This is a genomic window from Actinosynnema sp. ALI-1.44, from assembly GCF_001984155.1.
Taxonomy (GTDB): domain Bacteria; phylum Actinomycetota; class Actinomycetes; order Mycobacteriales; family Pseudonocardiaceae; genus Kibdelosporangium.
Genome location: NZ_MTQO01000052.1, coordinates 761,939 through 778,193 on the forward strand (window position 1 = coordinate 761,939; position 16,255 = coordinate 778,193).

A 16,255-nucleotide genomic window follows, 5' to 3' on the forward strand; every position below is an offset into this window, starting at 1 on the left:
CCGGCATCAGCCCGGGTACACGCGGATCCAGTCGATCTCCACTGTGGACGGCGTCGGCGCCGCCCCGCCGAGCCAGTCGATCTTGAACGTCGGCCGGAGTTCGGCCGTGCCAGCCTGGTCGGTGTGGAACCACCGCTGCCCGTTGAGGAAGCCGGTGACGCGGTCGGGCGCCCACTCGACGGCGACGGTGTTCCACGTGGTCAGGTCGACGCGTCTGGTCTCGGTCAGCGGGCCGCGGCCCGGGGAGTGGACGACGAACCTGGCGGTCTGCCGGTCACCGCCGGGCGCCTCCAGGAAGACGATCTCGGTCGCCCGGTGTTCGTACGCGACCGACCAGAGGCTGAATCCCGGCCGGTGGCAGTCGCAGCCACGGGGGATCCGCACCTTCGCCTCGACCCGGCCGCTGAGGGCGTCGGCCGTCCGCCAGAGGTGGCCTGTGTCGCCGTTGGGCGAACCGGTTATTAGGACGTTGCCGTCCCGCGTGGTCACGTTGGCCGGTACGTAGCGCCCGTCGGCCTGGCTGTGCCAGGGACCGTTGGCGACCCAGCCGGCCGGCAGTCCGTCGCCGGTGAGCTCCGCGCCGGGTGTCCCCCGGCTGTCGTCCGATTGGGACACAGCGGCCGCGACCACGCACGCCAGCACCAGGACGAGCGCGAGGAAAAGGACCGCCTTCCGCCGTCCCGGTCGTCGGGCGACGGGTTGCCTCGGCCGGGTCGGTGCGGCCGGGTGGACCGGCCCGATCGGACGGGCATCGTCGCGCAGGACCTTCGCGTGCAGATCCCGCAGTTCAGCGCCTGGCTCGATGCCCAGTTCGTCGACGAGTGCGCGGCGAACCTCCTGGTAGGCCGCGAGCGCCTCCGCACGACGACCGCTGTCGTGCAGTACCGTCATCAAGCTGTGCCAGGTCTGTTCGCGCAACGGGTCATCCATCGTCATCGCCCGCAGGAGCGTGATGGCTGCGGTGTGATCACCGACCGCGACCAAGGCCCCGGCCAACGTGTGTCTGGCCACCCACCTCAGCTCGACCAGCCGGGTGACCTCGGACTTCGCCTGGTCGACGTCCAGTTGCTCGTACGGGGTGCCGCGCCACAGGTCGAGCGCGTCGGTCAGCAGCTTCACGGTGTGGCCCGGGTCGTCGGCGGCGCGGCCGCGCTCGACGAGGTCCTCGAAGATCATCACGTCGACCTCGGTGCGCCGGGCGTTGAGCCGGTACGCGCCCGGCTGCCGGTCGATCCGGTTGGTCCCCGCGTCGGCCGGGCCGAGGACCGCGCGCAGCTGGCTGACGTAACTGCGGACGTTGCCGATGGCGGACGCCGGGGCGCCGTCCGGCCAGATGACGTCGATCAGCTCCGCGTCCGGCACCCAGCGGTTGGCCCGCAGGAGCAACAGCAACAGCAAGCGGCGGGGTTTCGCCGCGGAGAGCGCGGCGGCGTCCACCGAGCCGGTGACCTCGAACACGCCCATCGTCCGGAACAACACGCGCTTTCCCCTCTCACCGGGTGTGATGGCGGGTCAGCGGACCGTACGCGGCGGGCTCGGGGAACGGTCCCCCAAAGAATCTCCCGAAAATCTTCGGGCGCCGTGTCGATCCGGTCATGTCGCCGTTCGACGCGTTGACGACAGCAGGACAGCGACAACCTAGGAGCACCCCATGCGCACCCTGATCACCACCGCGTTCGTCTCGCTCGACGGCGTCATCGAGGGACCCGGCGGGGAGCCGGGCTACCGCAACACCGGCTGGACGTTCAACGACGTCGAGTTCGACCCGGCCGCGTACGAGCTCAAGGGCCGCGAGCAGGGCGAGGCCGCGGCGATGATGATGGGCCGCCGCAGCTACGAGGCGTTCTCGCCGGTGTGGCCGACCATGACCGAGGAGTTCGCCGGGTACAACGCGATGCCCAAGTTCGTCGTGTCGAGCACGTTGCGCGAACAGGACCTGGTCGGCAACTGGGGCGATATCACCATCCTGCGCTCACTCGACGACGTCGCCGCGCTCAAGCAGACCGACGGCGGGCCGATCATCGTCCACGGCAGCGCGGAGCTCAACCGCAACCTGGCGGACGCGGCCCTGATCGACCGTTACCACCTGCTGGTCTTCCCTGTCCTGCTCGGCGCGGGCAAGCGGCTGTTCAGCAGCACCGACAAGGACAAGCAGAACCTCACGCTCGTCGAGTCCGAGTCCTACGGCAACGGGATCCAGAAGCTGGTCTACGACGTCCGCTGACCCCGGCCGGACACCGTGGAAGCCGCCACCGGCGGCGGCGCGATCAGCACCGCCGCCCGGCAGCGACGGGACCACCCGTCCTATCGGCTGCTCTTGACCAGCTCGGTCACCCTGGCTTTCACCTGCGGGATCTTGGGCAGCAACTTCTCGCCAGGGCATTCGGTAGTGGCCCAGTCGCGGTGCAGCGACATCGTGGGCACGGTCTTGCGCTTGCCGTTGATCGGGTTGACGTAGTTCGTCGAGCCGAGCGGATCCAGTCCACAACGCACGCTCAGCACCGCGGCCACCTTGGCCAGGCTTTCCAGCGCGGCTGCGGTGGGCTCGACCACGCTGAGGTTGTTGATCAGGCAGATGCCGATGTTCCCGGCGTTCCACTGCGCCACGTGCCCGGCGTTGACGGGAGCGGATCCGGTGGCGGGGAACACGGGCACGCAGTCGTCACCGGACCACCGGCCCTCGAAGATCACCCCGTCGGAGCCGATCAGCAGGTGGTACCCGATGTCGCCCCAGCCGTTGTCCACCGCATGCAGCTTGTAGATGCCACGCACCCGCGCGGCCGGGTCGCCGCCGGTGCCCACGCCCTCGTGGTGCACAGTCAACGTCTGTGCCTTGAAGTACTCCGGCAGCCAGCGCTCCTTGCCGTCCTTGAGCCGGTAGCTCTCGTCCGCACCCCACCCCGATCTGGTCCGCACGGTCACGGCCAGCTTCGGCGTCGCTCGCAGTTCGACGTTCGGTCCGCACGCGGCAGCTTGCGCGGTGGGTGCCCATGCCACTCCGGACGCGACGGCGGCGGCTGAGCCGATGAGCAAGGACCGACGTGTGATCATGCGTTTTCTCCCTTTCGCCGACGGGTCGTGGTCAGACCCGTCCCGAACGGTGTCGGCGCGAGCTCGCCGCTCCTTTGCGGCTGTCAATCGACCGGGTGAATCGACACCCGTCGCGTTCACGGCCGGTTGGCGGTCGGCATCTCGATGCTGATCGGCCGCCCCGAGCCGAGGAAGACCAGCGTCGCCTTGCGCAGGACCTCGTCGATGGTCCAGGCGATCCGCGGGACGAGCGGCAGCGGGATCAGCTTCTCGCGCAGCGCGACGAACCGCGGGAAGCCGTCGCGGACCACCGGGTCCCAGAACGGTTCACGCGGCAGACCGATCCAGTCGGCGATCTTGTCGCCGTTGACGTACCGGATCAGGGCGTGCAACAACGGCCGGGACACCCCACCGTCCACATCGGAGACGATCTTCAGTATCTCCTCGGTCAGCTCGACGCCCTCGCGCGTGCGGCCCATCACCGGGTCGAGGATCTGCTGTGCCTGCGCCTCGGCCTCGGACCACGTGGCCGGGATGTACTCGTCCTTGATGCCGAGCATGTGGCCGGCGATCTGCCACAGGTGCAGGAACGCTTCGGAGTGCTCCGGGGGGAACGCGATCCGCCACGCGCGGATCTTGCGCATCACGGTCGTCGGCAGGCTGTGCCAGGTGACCAGCATCTCGTTCTGGCTGATCGGGATCTGGCCGCTGCCGCTCTGCGCCCACCGCGGCGACTGCGGCAGCAGGTGCCGCACGGCCGCGTGCACCAGCCGGGTCTTCACCGACGAGACGATCATGCGGCCTTCGGGCTTGTACGCGTCGAGCTGGGTGATGTCGGCGCCGAGCAGGCTCGTCTTGGCGATGCGGTCCTTCATCTCCGCGCCGCCCTTGGAGTAGTAGACCGCGATCGCCTCACGCGGGATGGCCGGGCTCATCAGGCCGCTGGCCACCCCGTACAGCGTGTTGATCCAGAACCCCTTGGCCCTGGTGACGGCCATCATCGTGGCCAATTTGGACCAGTCGGTCCACGCGGGCAGCACGCGGGCCTGCTCGATGAACCCGCGCACGTCCGGCGGCAGGCCGTCGGGCAACGGCTGACCGTTGCGGGTCCACGTCCGCAGCAACGCGTTGACCTTGGGCACGTCACCCCGTTCCAGCAACGAGGCGACCAGCGGGTCGGCCTCCTCGTCCCACACCCACCGCGGATCCACCCCGGCGCCCGAGCCCGCCACCGAACCGCTCGGAGCCCATGCCCACGCCTGTCCGGTCACGCCCAAGGCGCCAAGCGCGCCGAGTGCGCCACCACCGGCCAGCAACATGTTGCGCCTGCTCAGCCCTTCCATGCTCTGTACTCCTATCGGGTGGGACGGTTGGTCTCGGGGATGTCGATGTCGACCGGTTGTCCTTGGGTGAGATAGAACAGGATGTATCCGCGTGCGGCCTCTTCGAGCACCCACGCGACCTCCGGGACCAGCGGCAGCGGGACGAGTTTCTCCCTGAACGCGACCAGCTTCGGGAATGCGGAGCGCACGAGCGGGTCCCAGACCGGCTCACGCGGGATGCCGTTCCAGTCGGCCACCTGGTCGCCGACCAGGTACCGCGACAGCGCGTTGACCATCGGCCGGTTGAGCCCGCCGGGGCTGGTCTGCTCGGCGAGCATGCCCAACAGGGTGTCGGTCAGCGAGACGCCCTCGCGGGTCGGCCCCATCGCCGGGGGCAGCACCTGGTCGGACTGGGCGTTGGCCGCGTCCCACGTCTGCGGGATGAACTCGTCCCTGATCCCCAGCATGTGCGCGGTCACCTGCCACAGGTGCAGGTACGCGTCCGACTGCGCGGACGCGATGGGGACACGCCACTCGATCAGCTTGCGCATGACGTACGTCGGCAGCGTGTGCCAGGTGACCAGCATGTCGTTCTGGCTGATGGGGATCAGGCCGCCGCCGGTCTGCGCCCACTGCGGCGACCGTGGCAGCAGGTGCCGCACGGCCGCGTGCACCAGCCGGGTCTTCACCGACGTGACCACGGCCTTGCCTTCCGGCCGGTATCCGTTCAGCGATCCGACGGCGAACCCGAACAGGCTGGTCTTGGCGACGCGGTCGTTCATGTTCGCGCCACCCTTGGAGTGGTAGACCGCGCGGGCTTCCTTGGGGATCGCGGTGCTCAGGATGCCGCTGCCGGGGCCGTTCAACAGGTCGAGGTAGAACGCCCGCGACTTGTGGAAGTCGGCTGCCGCCTCCAACTTGGACTGCCGCGCCCACACGGGCAGTTGCCGGGCCTTGGTCATGAACCCCCGCAGATCCGGTGGGAGGCCGTCGGGCAGGGGTTGGTCGTTGCGGGTCCACGTCTTGAGCAGCTTGTTCACCTTCGGCACGTCGCCGCGATCCAGCAGCGAGGCCACCAGCGGATCGGCTTCCTCGTCCCACACCCACTTCGGGTCCGCGCCCGCGCTCGCCCGAGCCGGTCCCGCGAGACCCAACGCACCCAGTGCACCGCCGCCGACCAGCAACATCCTGCGCCTGGTGAGCCCATCCATACGCCGAACTCCTCCTTGAGCCGCGGGGACCGTGGTTGGTACTGTGATACAGATGACGTAACCGCGTATCATCTCCAGGAGAGCATGGTTCGCGTCACAACACCAGACTCAATTCAAGGGTGGGTGATGATGACGACCCCCGGCGCGGAGTCGCTACTGGAGCGCGCGTTGGCCGACGCGGTGGACGGTATCGACGAACACGACGAAATCACGACGCGCGTCCTGGACGGCGCGTACGACCAGTTCTGCCGAATGGGCATCCGAAGGTCCTCGATGGAGGACGTGGCGCGTCAGGCCGGGGTTTCCCGGATTACCGTCTACCGTCGGTTCACCACGAAGGAAGAGCTGGTCAAGCAGGTGGTGCAGCGGGAGTTCCGGCGGTACTTCGACCAGTTCCTGATCGACATCCGGCACGCGGAAACCACCGCGGACCGGGTGGTCATCGGTTTCGCCAGCGCGCTGCGCGCGATTCGCGGAAATCCACTGGTCGGCGGCATGCTCACGGCGGAGCCGGATGTGATGCTGCCGTCAATGGTCAGCGACAACGGATCGACACTGGCAGCGGTGCAGAAATTCGTGGCGGGTCAGCTGCGCAGCGAACAACGCGCGGGGAACATATCCGGCGACGTGGACGTGGAACTCGCGGCCGAGATGATGGCGCGGGTGTCGGCGTCGTTCCTGGTCATCCCGAGCAGGGTGGTCGACCTGGACGACGACGAACAGGTGCGGGCCGTGGCACGGAAGTACCTCGTGCCGATGATCGAGGGGTGAACGGTCCCGGCCGACGCCACTGGCGGCCGGGTTCAGCGAAGTGTCAGGCGGGCAGGTCGAACTTCCAGCCCTCGGCGGCCAGTTGCGGCAGCAGGCGGTCCATCGCGGCGACGGTCTGACTGCGGTCGCCACCGGCGTCGTGCAGCGTGATCACACCGGTCTCGGTGATGCCTTCCCTGATCCGGCGGACCAGCTCGTCGGTGCCCGGCAGCTCCCAGTCACCCGGCATGAGCGTCCAGCTCAGGTTCTTGTAGCCGAGTCCGGCCGCGACGGCGGGCGACGCGCCCCAGTGCCCGTAGGGCGCACGGAAGTACGGGATCTGGGCGCCGGGGACCGCGCGGCGGATGGTGTCCGCGGTCTGCTTGATGTCCGCGCGGATCTGGTCCGGTGTCAGCGTTTCCATGTCGCTGTGGTGCATGGAGTGGTTGCAGAGGGTGTGCCCCTCGCTGACGATCCGCTTGATCAGCGGCACGTTCCAGTCGGCCATGTCGCCGACCAGGCAGAACACCGCCTTGACGTTGTTGCGCCGCAACACGTCCAGCAGCTGCGGCGTGTAGGTCGGGCTCGGGCCGTCGTCGAAGGTGAACGCGACGTACTTGCCCGTGTTGCGGGTCTTGGTGATCAGCTCCGGTCCGGCGGCCGCTGCCGCGGCCGGGGCGGCGACGGCCCCCGTCGCTGTCGCTGTCACCGTCACCAGGGCAGCGAGCATCGCAAGTGCTTTGCGCATAACAGGAATCCCCTCCGGCCGGGCATCGGCGGCGCCCGGCTGTGATCAACTCAACCACGACGACCGCCGGGCGAACGGGGCTGTTCGGCGCAACCACTCCTGTGACCACTCTCACCGACAGCATGCGCCACAACAACAATCCACCCGATCGAGCGGAATCGTTCACTCGTGCCGGGCGATCAAGTGGTATGCGCGCGCGAGAATCGCGTATTACCACAAGCATCTGGACCATGCCACGGACTCACCTGTTCGGCTTCCTCGCAGCGGCGGCCGCGGTCGCAGCGGTCACCGTGACCACCGTGGTCACCGTGACCACGTCGAGCCTCGCCGACCCGTTGCCAGGAGGGCTCGGTCCGTGCGTCGGCCCGGAGTGCCCGGCCAAGCACCCGGCCATCAACAACGGCTCCTTCGCCGGGCGAGACGACGCGATCAACGTCTTCGTCGGCGGGGACTTCCTCGTGCGGCAGTCGGCGGCCGAAGCGGAAGGGCGCGTGGTCGTCGGCGGCAAGTTCGACCAGAACAAGGCCGCGGGCGTGTCGTCGATCTACAACATCGGCATCGTCGGCGTCGGTTCCCGTGTGCCGCCGCCCGCGGGCTCGGACTTCCTCGTCACCGGTGGCGCGGTCACCATCGCCCCGGACCAGCGACTCATCGCCGAAGGCGGCACTGTGCACCACGCCGGGCCGCTCACCGGGAACGTGATCGGCACGAAGAAGGCCGATTCCGGCGCGTTCTCGCCGTACCAGGGGCTCGCCGCCCAGCTGACCACGGCGAGCACGTGCTACGCGACCGCGCCGGCGACCGGCACGGCGGTGAACCAGAACTACCGCACGCTCTTCACCGGCGACGGCACGTCCAAGCTCCAGGTGTTCACTGTGGACTTCGACATCACGGGCAACGGCGGCGGCGCGCAGGGCATCGAGTTCGCCGGGATCCCCGCGGACGCGACGGTGCTGGTGAACCTGGTCGGACCGGCGCGCAGGATCGCGACCTACACCGGCGAGATCCAGGACGGCGGGCAGCTCAACGGCATGCGCGAACGTCTGCTGTGGAACTTCCCGGCCGCGACGGACGTCGCCATCGCGGGCACGGCCCAGTTCCAGGGCAGCGTCCTGGTCGGCAACCCGGCGAGCACCACCACCGTGACCGCGCCAGGCACCAACGGCCGGTTCTTCACCACCGGCTCCCTCACGCACGGCGGCACCGGCGGCGGAACGGGCAACGAACTGCACGCGTACCCGTTCAACGGCGACCTGCCCGCCTGCGCCAAGCCGACCACGTCGACAACCACAACGACAAGCTCGACCAAACCGACCAGCAGCACCACGACCAGCAGCAGCGCCAGCTCGAGCAGCACCACATCGAAAACCACGGCAACCACCGGCCCGGCGACCACGACTGGAACTGTCACCACGACACAGCCGGTGGTCGCCCCAACGGACGACTCGGGATACTCGGATGACCTCGCGGGCACCGGTTCCGGCTTCGGCAAGCTCGTGCCGTTCGGCGTGCTGTTGCTGATCGCGGGCGTGTTCCTGGTGCGCAGGCACCGGAACTGAGCAGGGGTCAGAGATCGGGCCAGCCGCGTCGCAGGTGGGTGAAGGCCGCGTCCAGCGCGACGCGCGGCTCGGCCTCCACCCCGGCGATGTCCGGGATCTCCAGGACGTAGCGCACGAGCAGGCGCAGTGACATGTCGTCCGTGCCGCGACCGGTCTGCTCGGCGATGACACGGACCAGCGCGGCCTCGCAGCTCATCCACAACGTCCTGGCGTAGGCCCGCAGCGCGGGCGTCGACACCACGAGCGCGGCGAGGGCGCGGTACTCGGGGTCCGCGCCCATGGCGAACGGGCCTCGCGTCGCGAAGAACTCCTCAAGGGCCCGCAGGACGGGAACGCCGTCCGCGCGGTCGAGGACCGCGCTGGTCAGCAGGCGCTCGCGCTCGTCGCCGTCGCCGAGGACCAGTGCTTCCTTGCCGCCGGGGAAGTGGACGAACAGCGTGGACACGGCCGTGTCCGCGGCGTCGGCGATCTCGGCCACCGTGACCTGGTCGAACCCGCGCTCCAGGAACAGCCGTCGCGCCGCGTCCGAGAGGGCCTGACGGGTCGCGGCCTTCTTGCGTTCCCGCCGTCCCGGCGCCTGTCCAGTCCTGTCCATACCGGCATCCTACCCGGCGGCCGAAGTCAAGCTTAAATCACACTAATTACAAATCCGGAATCACTTCGAATATCCTGTCGGGGTGAGCATCGAATCCGGCCCATGGGACGTCCGCCGACTGCCCCTGGCCGAGGGAAAGACCTTCCTGGTCACCGGCGGGAACGCGGGTATCGGCTACTTCGTCGCCGAGCAGCTGGCCGGCACAGGCGCCACCGTCGTCCTCGGCAGCAGGGACCAGACCAAAGCCGACGCCGCGACAGCCTCGATCCGGTCGCACGTCCCGCACGCGCGGGTCCGCCATCTCCCGCTGGACCTCACGGACACCGAGTCACTCAAGACGGCGGGCGCCCGGCTCGCGATCGACCGGCTCGACGCTCTCGTGTGCAACGCGGGCGTGCTGTTCGAGGAACCGTCGCGCCGGGAGAACCCGGACGGCCAGGAGCTGATGTTCGCCACCAACCACCTCGCACACTTCGCGCTGACCGGCTGGCTGGCGCCGCTGTTGGCAGAAGGGCGTGTCGTCACCACCGGCAGTCTCGTGGCGAAGTCCGCGAGGCTGGATGTCGACGACCTCCGCTACACGCGTGGCTACGAGCCGAAAGAGGCGTACTCCCGCTCGAAGCTGGCGCAGATGCTGTTCGGGTTCGAACTCGACCGCCGTCTGCGGGCATCGGGCAGCCGGACGTCGAGCATCGTGAACCACCCCGGCGGCGCGCTCGACTCGCTCACCCCGTCACGCCCGCCGGTCCACGTCCGCAGCACCGGCACACGGCTGCGCGGCCTGCCCTCGGGTGCCCTCTTGCAAGGCAAGCACGCAGGCGCGTGGCCCGCCGTCCGCGCCGTGCTCGACCCCTCTGCCCAGGGTGGCCAGCTGTGGCGCCCCCGGGTCTTCGGGCTTCGTGGCGTACCGACGCTGGAGCCCGTTAAGGGCAAGCTGGCCGACACCGAGCTCGCCGCTCGGGTGTGGGCGGCCAGCGTCGAGCTCACGGGCGTCGATCCGTTCGCCTGAGGATCAGGCCTGAGGCAACAACGTCCGGAGTACCGCTTCGAACTCGGTCGCGGTGGGTGGCCTGCTGGTCAGCAGGGCTTGGAGCAGCAGGCCATCGATGGCGGCGACGACCGCGCGGACGCGGTCCGGGTCGTCGGTGTACTGGCGGGCGAAGTCCGCGAGGGCGTCGAGCCAGCGGTCGGTGGAGCGGCGCAGCGCCGGATCCCTTGCGGCGAGCAGGAACAGTTCGAACTCCGCGGCACAGCTCATCGCCTACCCGGCCGAGCGTTACGTTCGTTTCGTTGCCACCGCCGACAAAGCTGCCAGGCCGTCCGCGACAGGAAGGGTGGCGGTGGCGCGGCAGCCCGCTGAACGGCTAGCCGCCGCGGGCCGCCGACAGGCACCGGTGTTGCTCGGACGCGTGCATGCTGTGGTTGTCGACATAAGTCGCTGTCACGTCCACCGCCCTGATCCGTTGGTGTCGGCCGAACCCGTGATCCTGCCGAGCAGCTCCAGCCGCCGTACCTTGCCTGTCGCGGTCCGCGGCACCTCGTCCCACCGGAGAACCACTGGTTCGGCCATCGGCGGCAGACCGCGGACCGCGCTCCGCCAGTCGTCAGCCGCGAGGCCGTTCTCGCTCACTACAACGGGAATCGGTGGCCGGTCGGCCGCGGCGAGCAGCACGCACTCCACAATGGACGGCAGCCGGTCCTCCACGGCGTCCTCGACCGCCAGGCAGCTCAGCCCCGGAACGGTGTCGACCTCACGGTCGAGCAGCGTCACGGCGCCCGTTCTGTCGAGGACGCCGACGTCGCCCGTGTTCCACCATTCACCTTCCGCCTTGGCCGACCATCGGTCTCGTTCGCCGACATAGGTGACACAGCGAGCGCGTGTGCGTGCGAAGATCAGGCCTGGTACGCCTCGCGGAACCGGTTGGAACGTCACCGGGTCGACCACTCGCAGCCTGGTCAACCCAGGCAGGGGCCTGCCGAGGCCGCGTGTGGTGGCGACGGTTCGCCGGGTGAGGAACCGGAAGGTCAGCGGGCCCGTCTCGCTCTGCCCCCAGCTTTGCATCCACAATGGATTTCTGCGGTGTGACGCGGTCAGCATCGCCCTGATCACCGGCGGGTGCATGGCGTCGTAGGTGCTGACGAACCGGCGGACAGCGCGGAACGGGTTGGCCGCGCCGGCAGCGAGCGGCCGCCAACGGGCGTAGACGGACGGCAGCGCCTCCACGACCGTCGGCGGATGGTCCGCGAACACGCGTGCCGCTGCGGACGCGTCGCTCAGGATCAGGATGTCCCGTGGCGCCAGGCACATCGCCGACGCCGTCCAGCAGAACGTGCGGCCGTGCGCGTAGGAGCTGGCCTGCGCCAGCACGTCGTCACGGCGGATGCCCACGACGGGCCACCGCACGGATTCCGGCCTGGCCAGCCGGTCGATGATGGTCCGCGTGGTGTGGACGACCAGTTTCGGCACACCGGTCGTCCCCGAGGTGTGGCAGATGATCAGCGGCGCGTCGGCCGGCCTGCGGTGCGGCACCGGTGGTCGCGCCCGGGTGAACTCCTCGATCCGCAGCACCCGTCGCGCCCCGGGTATGTCGCGGTCGGCGACGACGACGGCGGCGTCCAGGCGTTTCACCAGGATTTCCAGCGACTCGCCGGGCAGCAGCCCGGAGAGCTTCGCCGGGATCGCGCCGATGCGCACCGCCGCGCACGCCAGCAGGTCGTAGTCCCAGTGGTTGCGTTTGACGATCGCGACCCGGTCGCCGGGCCGCACCCCGTTCTCGTGCAGCCAGCCCGCCGTGTGCCGGACCAGGTCGGCCAACTGGGCGACGGTGTACGTGTCACCCCTGTCCGGCGCGATGTCGAACGGCCGATCCAGCCGCACCAGTGTGTCCGCACCGGCGCACTCGTCGAACAGCACGCCCATGTCGTGAGGTCTCATGCCTGCTCCCTCGCGGGAAGCCGCTGCACGGCGGTGCGCAGGAACCGGACGTGCGGACGACGAACTGGGCTCCCGTGTACGCCGCCAGCGCCCGCTCAAGTTCGACAACTTTTCCGCCGTGCGAATACTTCCCGTTCTCAATGACGTCGACAATATTCTGTCGTGTGGTTGTCCACAATTCCGCGAACGTCGCCGATTGAGTGTGAAAAGGAACCGACAGTGCACCCACCTCCGGGCCGTGAAAGACGCTTCCGAGCCTAGAACAGCCGGTCCGGCCGGTGAATCGGTTCACTCTTCCTGGTCAACAAAGCTCGTTGATGTTGACGTGCGCGCGAGGGGGATCACTAATGTCGAAGCTCGGGTTCTCCATTCGATCCAGATGCGGAATGCGGGGGCGTGAACTGTGCAGTCACTCGTGGTCGGGCTGGGCCGCGCCGGAGCGGGCCTGCACCTCCCCGTGCTGGCCAAGGTCCGCGCGTGTGTCCCCCACCTCTTCGACGACTCGCTGATCGTGGCCTGCGATCCCCGCGTCGACCTGGCCGAACGCCCCGGCCTGCTGGTGCTGCCGACGATCGGTGAAGCGGCGGCCGCTCTGGAACCCGCGACCACGGTCGCGCATATCTGCACCCCGCCTGCGGAACGATTCCACGTGATGGCCGAACTGGCCGACCTCGGATTCCGCAAGCTGATCGTCGAGAAACCACTCGCCGCCGACAACGACGACCTGGCCCGCATCATCAGGCTGCGCCGGAAACACTCCATGCACATCGAGGTCGTCGAGCCGTGGCTGACGAGCACGCTCACCGGAAGGCTGGGCGAGCTGATCCGACACGGCCGGTTCGGCGCGTTGAAGACGATCAGCATCGTGCAGAACAAACCGCGATTCCGTCGTTCGCTGAAGTCACCGGACCACCCGACGGCGTTCGACGTCGAACTGCCGCACGGAATCGCGCTCGCGCTGAGGCTGGTGGGCGCGGCCCGGGTGACCCACGCGTCCGGGTTCGACCTCGCGATCGGCGACGTGGTGGTGCCCAGGATGGGCGGCGCGCGCGTCGGCCTGCGGCACAACCTCGGGGCGCGGACCGAGATCAGCTCGGACCTCACCAGCCCGGTGCGGGAGCGGCGGATCACCGTGGACTTCGAGAACGGTGTGGCGGTCGGGCACTTCGCGGTGAGCGACGACGACGACCACTCGCAGTTGACGTTGAGCGCCAACGGCCTGCGCACCCACGAGGTGATCAGGGACGACTCGATGACCGAGTGGATGACCCAGGCGTACCACAAGTTCCACGCGGGCGTCGAACACACGAAGGGCTTCACGTTCGCGGCCGAGGTCGTGCAGTTGCTGTCCGTTGCCAAGAACATCTGCGCGGAACCCGTCGTACCCAGGAACCGGGTCACGGCCGACCACACGCCCAGCCATGTCGGCTGACCCCTTGCTGGCGGGCATCGCCGACCTGCCCGGCGACATCCCGCTCCGGTTTCGCATCGAGTGGAAGAGGGTGAAGATGCTTGTCCCGTACCGGTCACTGCTGTCCACTGTGTCCTCTGTGTTCACCGGGCACGGCGTGCCACCCGACCGGGCCGGGATGGCCGCCGAGGCGTTGTGCCACGGCGAACTGACCGGGATGACCAGCCATGGCCTGGTCAACCTGACCCGGCTGTACCTGCCGTTGCTGACCGAAGGTCGCGCGGACGCGGGAGCGGACATGCTGATCGAGTCGGATCACGGCGCGAGCGTGCTCGTCGACGCGCGCCGCACGCTCGGTCTGTGGTCGGCGACGCAGGCCATGGAACTGGCGTGTGACCGAGCGGCCCAGCACGGCATCGCCATGGTGTCGATGAAAGGCGCGACCCACATCGGATGCGCCGGGTACCACGCGGCCAAAGCGTCCGCACGCGGCATGATCGGTCTGATCGCCTCGAACTGCGGCGGGCAGGGCATCGCCCGGCCACCCGGCGGCGCCACCGCCATGCTCGGCACGAACCCGCTCGCGCTCGCCTGCCCCGCGGGCGGTCGGCACCCGTTCGTTCTCGACATGACCGACCCGGCGGCGTTCGACCAAGGTGACGCGCACCTGTTGTGGCTGGGCGGCTCGCCGGAAACGGGCGCGTACAAGGGTTTCGGGCTGGGCTTGCTGGTCGAGATCCTGGCCGCGCTGGTGCCGGGGGCCGCGCTCGGCGCGCTGTCCGGGAACGGTGGCCGCGACGACGACATCGGCGTGCTCGCGATGGCGATCGCGCCGGACGTACTGCGATCCGGGTTCGCCTCCGACGCGTCGGCGCTGTTCGACGCGGTACGCGGCTGGCCTGCGGTGGACCGCACGGCTCCCGTCACCTATCCCGGTTGGCACGAGGGCGAGCGTGCGGATCGCTGCCGTCAGTACGGTGTACCGGTCCCTCCCCCGCTGTATGAGGAACTGCTGTCCGTGATGACCGGTGTCATGCGATGAACCTCGTCATACGAAGGCGCGCAGCAGCGCGGTCGCGGCGACAGCGGCGGCCACGCAGACGAGCACCGGAGCACGGAACAGATAGGTGATCGCGGCGGCGGAAAGCCCGGCCGCGACTGTCCAATCCGCCTCGGTCCACGAAGGCCCGGCGAAGTCGGTGACGACGATGCCCGCGAGGAGCGCGGGCGCGATCAACGCGATCACCGCGGCCGCCCGCACGGGCAGCGGACGGTTGCCGAGCAGAGCCGGTCCCGCCGCTTTGATGGTGAAGCTGACGGCGGCGACGAGCAGAATGGCGATCCACAGCGGACTCATTTGGCCGTCACCGCCTTCGCCGTGCGCAGGCCGAGCAGTGCCGCGGCACCCGAGCCGATGATGGCCAGTCCGACGGGCACCACCAACACCAGTCCGGCGGCCAGCGCGGCGGCGAGCCCGGCGACCAGCCTGGCCCTGGCCGACACGCGGATCTCGTCGATCAGCAGCACCAGGAAGAACGCCGGGAAGACCACGTCGAGGCCGAACCGGTGGATGATCTCGTCGGACGGCGCGGTGAGCGCGCCGAGGAGCGTGCCGAGCACCCATGCCGGGAGTTGTACGAGCGTCGCCGAGAACATCTTCTCGCGGTCATACCGGCCGTTGCCCTTGTGCGCCGCCGCCCAGGAGGCGTCGACGACCGCCTGTCCCTCCAATGCTCGCCGCAGACGGCCGCCCTTCAGGTCCCCGGCGACCGCGATGCCCATCGGCAGGAACCGGGCGTTGATCATCGCGGCGGCCCCGACGGCCAGCCCGACGCCGCCACCACCCGCGAACGCCGTGGCCATCGCGAACTGCGCGGAGCCGGAGAAAACCAGGAGCGAGCAGGCCACCGGCGCCAGGATCCCCCAGCCCAGCGAATGCGTCATGGCGCCGAACGTGACTGCCATGACGAACGTCGGCACGCCTAACCCCAGACCGACCCGCAGGCCGGCCGCGTATCCGCTTTCGGTCGTAGCCATACTCGGCAGGTTAACACTCTATATGCATGTTAGGGTGTTAGAAACTACACTGGTGGACTGTGACGGACAGACGGACGGACAGTTGGCAGGGTTACGACTTCGTCGGCGGCCACATCGCGCTTGACCTGGTCAACACGGTCTCGTGGCGACTGGACGCGGCCAAGCTGGTCGACCGGTACCAGCTGCCGGGTTTCCTGCCGCTGTGGCTCACCAGAGCCGGTCTGGTTCGCGATGACGCCGGATCTTCGGAGATCGTCACAGCGCTGACCGGGCTGCGGGAAACCGTGTACCGGCTGCTGGTCGCGCCGGACCGAGCTGACGTCGCCCGGTTCGCCGGGTACCTCACGGCCGCGCGGCGCCGTGCCGTTGCCGAACCGTCCCTGCCGTTGCGGTGGACAGTGCCGATCGAACGTCCGGACGACGTCGTGCACGCGCTGGCCATCGCCGCGGACGAACTGCTCGTCTCACCGGACGCTGCGCTCGTGCGGCAGTGCTCGGGCAAGGGCTGCGGCTGGCTGTTCATCGACCGCACCCGCAACCACTCCAGGCAGTGGTGCAGCTCCAAGGACTGCGGCAACCGGGAACGGGCCCGCAGGCACTACCGGCGCACCGGCAAATCCCGTGCGACCACCGTGGAAGATCCCTAACCTGGGAGTC

The 16,255-nt window shown here is 69.0% G+C and carries 17 protein-coding genes; 7 read left to right on the forward strand and 10 right to left on the reverse strand.

Annotated elements, in window-relative coordinates; translation table 11 throughout:
- Nucleotides 1–6: 6 nt before the first annotated feature.
- Nucleotides 7–1,479, reverse strand: coding sequence for a BTAD domain-containing putative transcriptional regulator (locus ALI144C_RS41345; RefSeq protein ID WP_076992650.1), 1,473 nt, complete (start codon nt 1,477–1,479; stop codon nt 7–9).
- Nucleotides 1,480–1,651: 172 nt separating this feature from the next.
- Here ALI144C_RS41345 and ALI144C_RS41350 point away from each other — a divergent pair, with 172 nt between their 5' ends.
- Entirely contained in the window at nt 1,652–2,224 is a 573-nt protein-coding gene (locus ALI144C_RS41350) for a dihydrofolate reductase family protein (protein ID WP_076992651.1), read from the forward strand.
- Nucleotides 2,225–2,304: 80 nt separating this feature from the next.
- On the opposite strand, the gene ALI144C_RS41355 is transcribed toward ALI144C_RS41350, so the two are convergent.
- The 3 genes from ALI144C_RS41355 to ALI144C_RS41365 form a co-directional block, all read right to left on the reverse strand.
- Nucleotides 2,305–3,051 carry a peptidoglycan recognition protein family protein gene (locus ALI144C_RS41355; protein WP_076992652.1) on the reverse strand — a complete coding sequence of 249 codons (747 nt, stop codon included), beginning with the start codon at nt 3,049–3,051 and terminating at the stop codon, nt 2,305–2,307.
- A gap of 116 nt (nt 3,052–3,167) precedes the next feature.
- The gene (locus tag ALI144C_RS41360) at nt 3,168–4,373 is read right to left on the reverse strand and encodes an oxygenase MpaB family protein (RefSeq protein WP_076992653.1); all 1,206 of its coding nucleotides are present in this window, start codon (nt 4,371–4,373) and stop codon (nt 3,168–3,170) included.
- Between the two features lie 11 nt (nt 4,374–4,384).
- Entirely contained in the window at nt 4,385–5,563 is a 1,179-nt protein-coding gene (locus ALI144C_RS41365; protein ID WP_076992654.1) for an oxygenase MpaB family protein, read from the reverse strand.
- A 129-nt stretch (nt 5,564–5,692) separates the two neighbouring features.
- Between ALI144C_RS41365 and ALI144C_RS41370 the strand changes: the two genes are divergently transcribed.
- Nucleotides 5,693–6,334 (forward strand): TetR/AcrR family transcriptional regulator, encoded by a 642-nt coding sequence (locus ALI144C_RS41370; RefSeq protein ID WP_076992845.1) that lies wholly within the window; start codon nt 5,693–5,695, stop codon nt 6,332–6,334.
- Between the two features lie 43 nt (nt 6,335–6,377).
- Here the strand turns inward: ALI144C_RS41370 and ALI144C_RS41375 are convergent, their stop codons facing one another.
- A complete protein-coding gene (locus tag ALI144C_RS41375; RefSeq protein WP_083753832.1) occupies nt 6,378–7,061 on the reverse strand; it encodes a polysaccharide deacetylase family protein in 684 nt (227 codons plus the stop codon).
- Nucleotides 7,062–7,291: 230 nt separating this feature from the next.
- On the opposite strand from ALI144C_RS41375, the gene ALI144C_RS41380 reads away from it, so the two are divergent.
- Nucleotides 7,292–8,620, forward strand: coding sequence for a choice-of-anchor A family protein (locus tag ALI144C_RS41380; protein WP_076992655.1), 1,329 nt, complete (start codon nt 7,292–7,294; stop codon nt 8,618–8,620).
- Nucleotides 8,621–8,627: 7 nt separating this feature from the next.
- Here the strand turns inward: ALI144C_RS41380 and ALI144C_RS41385 are convergent, their stop codons facing one another.
- Entirely contained in the window at nt 8,628–9,215 is a 588-nt protein-coding gene (locus ALI144C_RS41385; RefSeq protein WP_076992656.1) for a TetR/AcrR family transcriptional regulator, read from the reverse strand.
- Between the two features lie 88 nt (nt 9,216–9,303).
- Between ALI144C_RS41385 and ALI144C_RS41390 the strand changes: the two genes are divergently transcribed.
- Nucleotides 9,304–10,224, forward strand: a complete 921-nt coding sequence (locus ALI144C_RS41390) for an SDR family NAD(P)-dependent oxidoreductase (protein WP_202819198.1) — start codon at nt 9,304–9,306, stop codon at nt 10,222–10,224.
- Nucleotides 10,225–10,227: 3 nt separating this feature from the next.
- Here ALI144C_RS41390 and ALI144C_RS41395 read toward each other — a convergent pair whose 3' ends face one another.
- Nucleotides 10,228–10,473 carry an ABC-F family ATP-binding cassette domain-containing protein gene (locus tag ALI144C_RS41395; protein WP_076992658.1) on the reverse strand — a complete coding sequence of 82 codons (246 nt, stop codon included), beginning with the start codon at nt 10,471–10,473 and terminating at the stop codon, nt 10,228–10,230.
- A gap of 183 nt (nt 10,474–10,656) precedes the next feature.
- Nucleotides 10,657–12,150: a class I adenylate-forming enzyme family protein gene (locus tag ALI144C_RS41400; protein ID WP_237774561.1), complete on the reverse strand. Its 1,494-nt coding sequence runs from the start codon at nt 12,148–12,150 to the stop codon at nt 10,657–10,659.
- Nucleotides 12,151–12,553: 403 nt separating this feature from the next.
- Here ALI144C_RS41400 and ALI144C_RS41405 point away from each other — a divergent pair, with 403 nt between their 5' ends.
- Both ALI144C_RS41405 and ALI144C_RS41410 read left to right on the forward strand, forming a co-directional pair.
- Nucleotides 12,554–13,582 carry a Gfo/Idh/MocA family oxidoreductase gene (locus ALI144C_RS41405; RefSeq protein WP_076992660.1) on the forward strand — a complete coding sequence of 343 codons (1,029 nt, stop codon included), beginning with the start codon at nt 12,554–12,556 and terminating at the stop codon, nt 13,580–13,582.
- Nucleotides 13,583–13,658: 76 nt separating this feature from the next.
- The gene (locus tag ALI144C_RS41410) at nt 13,659–14,603 is read left to right on the forward strand and encodes an Ldh family oxidoreductase (RefSeq protein ID WP_076992847.1); all 945 of its coding nucleotides are present in this window, start codon (nt 13,659–13,661) and stop codon (nt 14,601–14,603) included.
- A gap of 6 nt (nt 14,604–14,609) precedes the next feature.
- Here ALI144C_RS41410 and ALI144C_RS41415 read toward each other — a convergent pair whose 3' ends face one another.
- A complete protein-coding gene (locus ALI144C_RS41415) occupies nt 14,610–14,918 on the reverse strand; it encodes an AzlD domain-containing protein (protein ID WP_076992661.1) in 309 nt (102 codons plus the stop codon).
- Nucleotides 14,915–15,598, reverse strand: coding sequence for an AzlC family ABC transporter permease (locus ALI144C_RS41420; protein WP_076992662.1), 684 nt, complete (start codon nt 15,596–15,598; stop codon nt 14,915–14,917). Before ALI144C_RS41420 ends, ALI144C_RS41415 begins: the two co-directional genes overlap by 4 nt.
- A 59-nt stretch (nt 15,599–15,657) precedes the next feature.
- On the opposite strand from ALI144C_RS41420, the gene ALI144C_RS41425 reads away from it, so the two are divergent.
- Entirely contained in the window at nt 15,658–16,245 is a 588-nt protein-coding gene (locus ALI144C_RS41425) for a CGNR zinc finger domain-containing protein (protein ID WP_076992663.1), read from the forward strand.
- Nucleotides 16,246–16,255 lie beyond the last annotated feature (10 nt).

Excerpts from the sequence above, each read along its gene's own strand:
- ALI144C_RS41400 (WP_237774561.1), bottom strand. The coding sequence starts at position 12,150 with ATGAGACCTCACGACATGGGCGTGCTGTTCGACGAGTGCGCCGGTGCG.
- ALI144C_RS41355 (WP_076992652.1), bottom strand. The coding sequence starts at position 3,051 with ATGATCACACGTCGGTCCTTGCTCATCGGCTCAGCCGCCGCCGTCGCG.
- ALI144C_RS41350 (WP_076992651.1), top strand. The coding sequence starts at position 1,652 with ATGCGCACCCTGATCACCACCGCGTTCGTCTCGCTCGACGGCGTCATC.
- ALI144C_RS41370 (WP_076992845.1), top strand. The coding sequence starts at position 5,693 with ATGACGACCCCCGGCGCGGAGTCGCTACTGGAGCGCGCGTTGGCCGAC.
- ALI144C_RS41375 (WP_083753832.1), bottom strand. The coding sequence starts at position 7,061 with ATGCGCAAAGCACTTGCGATGCTCGCTGCCCTGGTGACGGTGACAGCG.
- ALI144C_RS41415 (WP_076992661.1), bottom strand. The coding sequence starts at position 14,918 with ATGAGTCCGCTGTGGATCGCCATTCTGCTCGTCGCCGCCGTCAGCTTC.
- ALI144C_RS41410 (WP_076992847.1), top strand. The coding sequence starts at position 13,659 with ATGCTTGTCCCGTACCGGTCACTGCTGTCCACTGTGTCCTCTGTGTTC.
- ALI144C_RS41360 (WP_076992653.1), bottom strand. The coding sequence starts at position 4,373 with ATGGAAGGGCTGAGCAGGCGCAACATGTTGCTGGCCGGTGGTGGCGCA.
- ALI144C_RS41365 (WP_076992654.1), bottom strand. The coding sequence starts at position 5,563 with ATGGATGGGCTCACCAGGCGCAGGATGTTGCTGGTCGGCGGCGGTGCA.
- ALI144C_RS41380 (WP_076992655.1), top strand. The coding sequence starts at position 7,292 with ATGCCACGGACTCACCTGTTCGGCTTCCTCGCAGCGGCGGCCGCGGTC.
- ALI144C_RS41420 (WP_076992662.1), bottom strand. The coding sequence starts at position 15,598 with ATGGCTACGACCGAAAGCGGATACGCGGCCGGCCTGCGGGTCGGTCTG.
- ALI144C_RS41385 (WP_076992656.1), bottom strand. The coding sequence starts at position 9,215 with ATGGACAGGACTGGACAGGCGCCGGGACGGCGGGAACGCAAGAAGGCC.
- ALI144C_RS41395 (WP_076992658.1), bottom strand. The coding sequence starts at position 10,473 with ATGAGCTGTGCCGCGGAGTTCGAACTGTTCCTGCTCGCCGCAAGGGAT.